6 protein-coding genes are annotated in these 5817 nt (G+C 63.4%); 4 read left to right on the forward strand and 2 right to left on the reverse strand.

From position 1 onward, the window contains the following. Window positions 1-244: 244 nt before the first annotated feature. Window positions 245-1183 carry a LysR family transcriptional regulator gene (locus BFP90_RS00865; RefSeq protein WP_065895739.1) on the forward strand — a complete coding sequence of 313 codons (939 nt, stop codon included), beginning with the start codon at window positions 245-247 and terminating at the stop codon, window positions 1181-1183. A gap of 60 nt (window positions 1184-1243) precedes the next feature. On the opposite strand, the gene BFP90_RS00870 is transcribed toward BFP90_RS00865, so the two are convergent. After that, a complete protein-coding gene (locus tag BFP90_RS00870) occupies window positions 1244-2518 on the reverse strand; it encodes a glucarate dehydratase family protein (protein WP_065895608.1) in 1275 nt (424 codons plus the stop codon). Further along, complete coding sequence (locus BFP90_RS00875) at window positions 2515-3876, reverse strand: MFS transporter (RefSeq protein ID WP_065895612.1); 1362 nt, start codon at window positions 3874-3876, stop codon at window positions 2515-2517. The genes BFP90_RS00870 and BFP90_RS00875 overlap by 4 nt, the downstream gene beginning before the upstream one ends. Before the next feature lie 107 nt (window positions 3877-3983). Here BFP90_RS00875 and BFP90_RS00880 point away from each other — a divergent pair, with 107 nt between their 5' ends. From BFP90_RS00880 to BFP90_RS00890, 3 genes are all read left to right on the forward strand, one after another. Next, entirely contained in the window at window positions 3984-4889 is a 906-nt protein-coding gene (locus BFP90_RS00880; RefSeq protein ID WP_065895740.1) for a LysR family transcriptional regulator, read from the forward strand. Window positions 4890-5049: 160 nt separating this feature from the next. Next, window positions 5050-5508 carry a (2Fe-2S)-binding protein gene (locus tag BFP90_RS00885; RefSeq protein ID WP_065895741.1) on the forward strand — a complete coding sequence of 153 codons (459 nt, stop codon included), beginning with the start codon at window positions 5050-5052 and terminating at the stop codon, window positions 5506-5508. Beyond that, a partial coding sequence (locus tag BFP90_RS00890; protein ID WP_141688887.1) for a molybdopterin cofactor-binding domain-containing protein occupies window positions 5508-5817 on the forward strand: 310 nt, incomplete at its 3' end. The genes BFP90_RS00885 and BFP90_RS00890, both read left to right, overlap by 1 nt.

Genomic DNA, 5817 nt, shown 5'->3' on the forward strand with positions numbered 1-5817 from the left:
CTTCGGCCACGGTCTGGCGGCTGGCCAGGGCCACGCGCGCGGTGACTTCGCCGGTGGCCGGGTTGTAGACGTCCTGATAGCGATCATCGCGGCTCACGCGCTGGTCGTTGATGTAGTGCTCAAGGGTAGTGGGCATGGCAGGCGCTCCAGGTAGTTGGCGTTGGCACCCACCTTAGGCTTTCGCTTTGTTCCGAACCAGAGCATAATCCTGAACTTATTGTGCACACTGGCGAACAATACCCCCATGGAAAAAGCCGAGATCGAAGGGCTGTGGACCCATATCCACTGGCTGTCGGTGCTGGAAGAACAAGGCACCTACACCGCCGCCGCCGCGCGCCTGGGCGTGAGCAAGTCGGCGGTGAGCCAGCGTATTTCCGACCTGGAAAAGGCCACCGGCACCCGCCTGGTCACGCGCACCACGCGCAGCGTACGGCTGACCGACGCGGGGCTGTCGTTGACCCGCGAAGTGCGCAGCGCCTATGAACACATCGCCCGCAGCTTTTCTTCGGTGCGCGACCAGGCCGGGGAAGTCCGTGGCCTGGTGCGGCTGACCGCGCCCGTGGCGTTCGCCCGGCAACAGCTGGTGCCGCACCTGCCGCAATTCTTGCAGCAATACCCGCAGGTGCGCATCCAGCTGGACGTGTCCGACGCCCTGAGTTCACTGGCCGCCGAAGGCTACGACCTGGCCGTGCGCCATGGTTTCCAGATTCCCGAGACCCATGTGGCCTGGAAGCTCTGCGACACCGCCTCGGTGCTGGTCGCGACCCGCGACTACCTGCAGCGCCATGGCGAACCCGGCACGCCGAGCGAGCTGTCGGCGCACAACTGTTTGTTCTACCCACGCGGCACCGACCAGCCGGCCTGGACCTTCGAACGCGGCAGCCAACACATCGAACGCTTGACCATCCCCATCGCCGGCAGCTTCGCCACCAACAACAGCGAAGCCCTGCGCGACGCGGCGCTCAACCACCTGGGCATCGCCCTGCTGCCGGACTTCAGCGCCCATGCGGCGCTGGCCGAGGGCAAGCTGGTGCAGGTCTTGAAGGGTTGGACGCTCAAGGGCGCGTTTGCCGATGAGATCTACCTGATTCGGCCGTACTCGCCCCATGTGCCGAAGTCAGTGAGTGCGTTGGTGGGCTTTTTAAAGGCGCAGTTGGCCGGCGGGTTTCGATTCGCGGGCTGAGGCAAAAAAAAGCCCGGCGACACACGCGGATGCGTCACCGGGCAAAGCAAGCGACCTGCTTCAGAAACGCGGCTTGAGCGTTTTCCAGTCCGGTTGATAGCGCTGCATTTGTTTCACGTCATCACGCTGACGGATACCGCAACTGAGGTATTGGTCATGCAGCTTGCCCAACTGATCGTGGTCAAGTTCCAAGCCCAGCCCCGGCGCGCGGGTGATGCTCACGCAGCCGTCGACGATAGGCAGCTTGCCGCCCTTGATCACCTCCTCGTCCGGCTCCTGCCACGGGTAGTGCGTGTCACAGGCATAGTCGAGGTTGGGCACCGCGGCCGCTACATGGGCCATGGCCATCAGGCTGATGCCCAGGTGTGAGTTGGAGTGCATCGACACGCCCAGGCCAAAGGTGTGGCACATCTTCGCCAGCACTTGGGTGTCACGCAGGCCGCCCCAGTAATGGTGGTCGGCGAGCACGATCTGCACGCTGTTCAACGCAACGCTGCGGCGAAACTCGTCGAAGTCGGTCACCACCATATTGGTCGCCAGGGGCAAGCCGGTACGTGCGTGCAGCTCGGCCATGCCGTCCAGGCCGGGGGTCGGGTCTTCGTAATATTGCAGGTCGTCGCCCAGCAGTTCGGCCATGCGAATCGAGGTGTGCAACGACCAGTTGCCGTTCGGGTCGATGCGCAGCGGCACGCCCGGAAACGCCTGTTTAAGCGCCTTGATACAGCGCACCTCATGCTCCGGCTCCAGCGCACCGGCCTTGAGCTTGATGCTTTTGAAGCCGTAGGTTTCAAGCATGCGCCGGGCCTGGGCGACGATCTGCGCTTCAGTCAGGGCCTCCCCCCAACTGTCGGGTTTGTAGGGCGAATCGATATGTTCGGCGTATTTGAAAAACAGGTAGGCGCTGAACGGAATCCGGTCGCGAATCGCACCGCCGAGCAGGTCCACCAGCGGCACATTCAGCGCGTGCGCCTGCAGGTCGAGAAACGCCACTTCGAACGCCGAATAGGCATTGCTTACGGCTTTGCTGGCATGGGAGCCCGGCGCCAGCTCCGCCCCGGCAATGCTCTGCGGTCTATACGCCGCCACGGTGGCCTGGACGATAGTGCGCAGGCCATTGAGGTTGAACGGGTCCAGCCCGATCAGCTGTGGCTGAACCTGTTGCTGGATCGCCAGCGCTGGCGCATCACCATAGCTTTCGCCGAGGCCGATGTAACCGGTGTCGCTTTCAATCTCGATGATCGAGCGCAGCGCAAAAGGCTCATGGATGCCACTGGCGTTGAGCAGCGGCGGGTCGCGAAAGGCAATCGGGGTGACGGTGACGCGGACAATTTTCAAGAGACGGCTCCCTGTGGACCTGGACGCACTGTGTGATGTGCCGTGGATGAAGTGGGTGGCGTACCGCTGCGCGGTGCGGTGCGGGCAAAAAACACCAACACCGCCGCCGCCAGTGAAGTGGCCGCCAGCCCGTAGAGGCCGCCCTCGATGGACCCCGTGGTCTGCTCCAGCAAACCGAACGTGGTGGGCGCCACGAAACCGCCCAGGTTGCCGACCGAATTGATCAAGGCAATCACCGCCGCCGCGACCCGCGCGTCCAGGTACCCCTGGGGGATCGGCCAGAACAGCGCCGAAGCGGCCTTGAAGCCGATGGCGGCAAAACAGATGGCGACGAACGCAAACACCGGCCCGCCGATGGTGGACATGAACATGCCGAACGCGGCGATCACCAGCATCAGTGACACCCACGCCTGCTGGTGCTTCCACTTGCTGGCCAGCGAGGCGAAGCCGTACATGGCGACGATGGAAATCAACCAGGGAATGGAATTGAACAGGCCCACCTGGAAGTCACCCAGGTCGCCCATTTTCTTGATCATGCTCGGCAGCCAGAACGTGGCGCCGTAAATGGTCAGGGCGATGGAAAAGTAGATAAAGCAGAACAGTGCGATCTGCGTATCGGCGAGCAGTTTGAACATCGACGGCCGCACGCCCCGGCTCGCCTCGCGCGCCTGTTGCTCGAGTGCAATGGCACTGACCAGCGCGTGTTTTTGCGCAGCGCTGAGCCACTTGGCCTGGTGCGGGTGGGACTGCAACCAGAACCACACGAAGCCGCAGAGCACGATGGAGGCGAAGCCTTCGATCAGGAACATCCATTGCCAGCCATGCAGGCTCAACCCGCTGACATTGAGCAACGCGCCCGACACCGGCCCGGAAATCACCGAGGCAATCGCCGACCCACTGAGGAAAATCGCCATGGCCTTGCCGCGCTCGCTGGCCGGCAGCCACTGGGTGAAGTAATAGATGATGCCGGGAAAGAACCCGGCTTCGGCGGCGCCCAGGATAAAGCGCAACACGTAGAAGCTGGTTTCGCCCTGCACGAACGCCATGCCCATCGCGGCCGCGCCCCAGGTGAACATGATGCGCGTCAACCAGGCCCGCGCGCCGTAGCGTTGCAACAACAGGTTGGACGGTACTTCGAAGATCGCATAACCGATGAAGAACAGCCCTGCGCCCAAGCCATAGGCCGCCGCACCAATGCCCAAGTCGGTTTCCAGATGGCTGCGCACGAAGCCGATATTGACGCGGTCGATGTAGTTGACGATGAACATCACCACGAACAACGGCAGCACATGGCGCTTGACCTTGGCGGCGGCGCTCGCAAGCACGCTCGGGTCTGGCGCATTCTGGAGGGTATCCACGGGCAACTCCCTTTCATTATTTTTTTTGGGGACAGCTCGATGATGGACGCCCGGTATTGTTCCCGTCTAATCTAACCTGGCATTGGATTGATACCGGAATTAGATCAATGTTCGAACTGACGCAACTGCGCTGCTTCACCACCGTGGCCACCGAGCTGAACTTTCGCCGCGCCGCCGAACGCCTGAACATGACTCAGCCGCCGCTGAGCCGGCAGATTCAGTTGCTCGAGCATCATCTGGGCGTGGACCTGTTTGTCCGAACCACCCGCAGCGTCGCGCTGACCGCCGCCGGCCGGGCGTTTTTCATCGAGGCGCAGTACCTGCTGGAGCGCGCCCAGCAAGCGGCGGTCACTGCGCGGCGCTTTGCCGAGGGCGATATCGGTACGGTCAACATCAGCTTCGTCGGCAGTGCGGTGTACGAGTTTTTGCCCAAGGTGATCGCCGAGGCGCGGCTCAAGCAGCCCCACGTCAAGATCGACCTGTCCGAAATGAACACCTACCAGCAGTACGAAGCCTTGCGCGCCCGGCGCATCGACCTGGGCATTGTCCGCGCGCCGCTGCTGGAGCCCGGCTACGCCACCGAATGCCTGGTGCGCGAGCCATTTGTGCTGGCGGTGCCGAGCAGTCATCGACTGGCCCAGGCAGAGACGGTCAGCGTGCACGACCTGGATGCGCAACCGTTCCTGATGTACGCCCATTCCGCCTATCCGCCGTTCAATGAGTTGCTTACCGGCCTGCTGCGCTCGGCCCGCGTCGCGCCGCAGTACGTGCAATGGCTGGGCTCGTCGCTGACCATCCTCGCGCTGGTCAACGCCGGCATGGGCCTGGCCCTGGTGCCGCGTTGCGCCAGCAGTGTGGTGTTCAAGAACGTGGTGTTCCGCGATATCGACCTGGGCGAAGGCGCACAGAGCGAACTGCACCTGATCTGGCGCGAGCACAACGACAACCCGGCGTTCACCATGCTGCTCGAGGGTATCCGCCAGGCGGTGGGCGAGAACCTTCCCGAGCATTGACCCAATCCTGTTGAATACTTGCCTGATCCTCTGAACTTGCAAGCTATTGCATAGATAGCCCTTGCGCGGTGGTCTAGAGTTCGACGATGGGCGACGTACGGTCGCACCACTCCTATAAGAACTTATGCACCACCCACCGATGATCAGCAGGTAAGCCGCCATGCAATTACGTATTAACCAACAGGCCTATGAGGTCGATGCCGACGCCGACACGCCATTGCTGTGGGTGATCCGCGACGACCTGGGCCTGACCGGCACCAAGTACGGCTGCGGCCTGGCCCAGTGCGGCGCGTGTTCGGTGCTGGTGGACGGCAACGTGGTGCGCTCGTGCGTCACGCCGGTGGCCGGTGTGGTCGGTCGCGAGATCACCACCATCGAGGCCATCGAGGCCGATGAGGTGGGCAAACGCGTGGTCGCGGCCTGGGTCGAGCGCCAGGTGGCGCAATGTGGTTATTGCCAGTCCGGGCAGGTGATGGCGGCCACCGCGCTGCTCAAGCACACCCCGGCGCCCTCGAAGGCGCAGATCGACGCGGCGATGGTCAACCTGTGCCGCTGCGGCACCTACAACGCCATCCATGCCGCCATGGATGACCTGGCCGCCGGGAAGGAGACCGCTTGATGAACACACCTGACCTGATTCCGGGCGTGTCCCTCGATGCACCGATCAACCTGTCGCGTCGGCGCTTCCTGGCGAGTACCGCCGTCGGTGCACTGGTGATCGGCTTTGGCCTGCCGCTGGGCACATCCCGGGTGCAGGCCGCCACCGGCGCCGGCGCCGAACGCGGCACCCAGGTGCCGGCGTTCCTGGAGATCCGCCCGGACGGCAGCGTGCGCCTGCTCAGCCCCTTCATGGAAGGCGGCCAAGGCACGCACACCGCCATGGCGCAGATTATCGGCGAGGAGTTGGATGCCGACCCGGCGACGTTCA

Origin of the sequence: Pseudomonas sp. 24 E 13, from assembly GCF_900004715.1 — a bacterium.
In the GTDB taxonomy this organism is placed as follows: Bacteria; Pseudomonadota; Gammaproteobacteria; order Pseudomonadales; family Pseudomonadaceae; genus Aquipseudomonas; species Aquipseudomonas orientalis_A.

Excerpts from the sequence above, each read along its gene's own strand:
- BFP90_RS00880 (WP_065895740.1), top strand. The coding sequence starts at position 3,984 with ATGTTCGAACTGACGCAACTGCGCTGCTTCACCACCGTGGCCACCGAG.
- BFP90_RS00885 (WP_065895741.1), top strand. The coding sequence starts at position 5,050 with ATGCAATTACGTATTAACCAACAGGCCTATGAGGTCGATGCCGACGCC.
- BFP90_RS00865 (WP_065895739.1), top strand. The coding sequence starts at position 245 with ATGGAAAAAGCCGAGATCGAAGGGCTGTGGACCCATATCCACTGGCTG.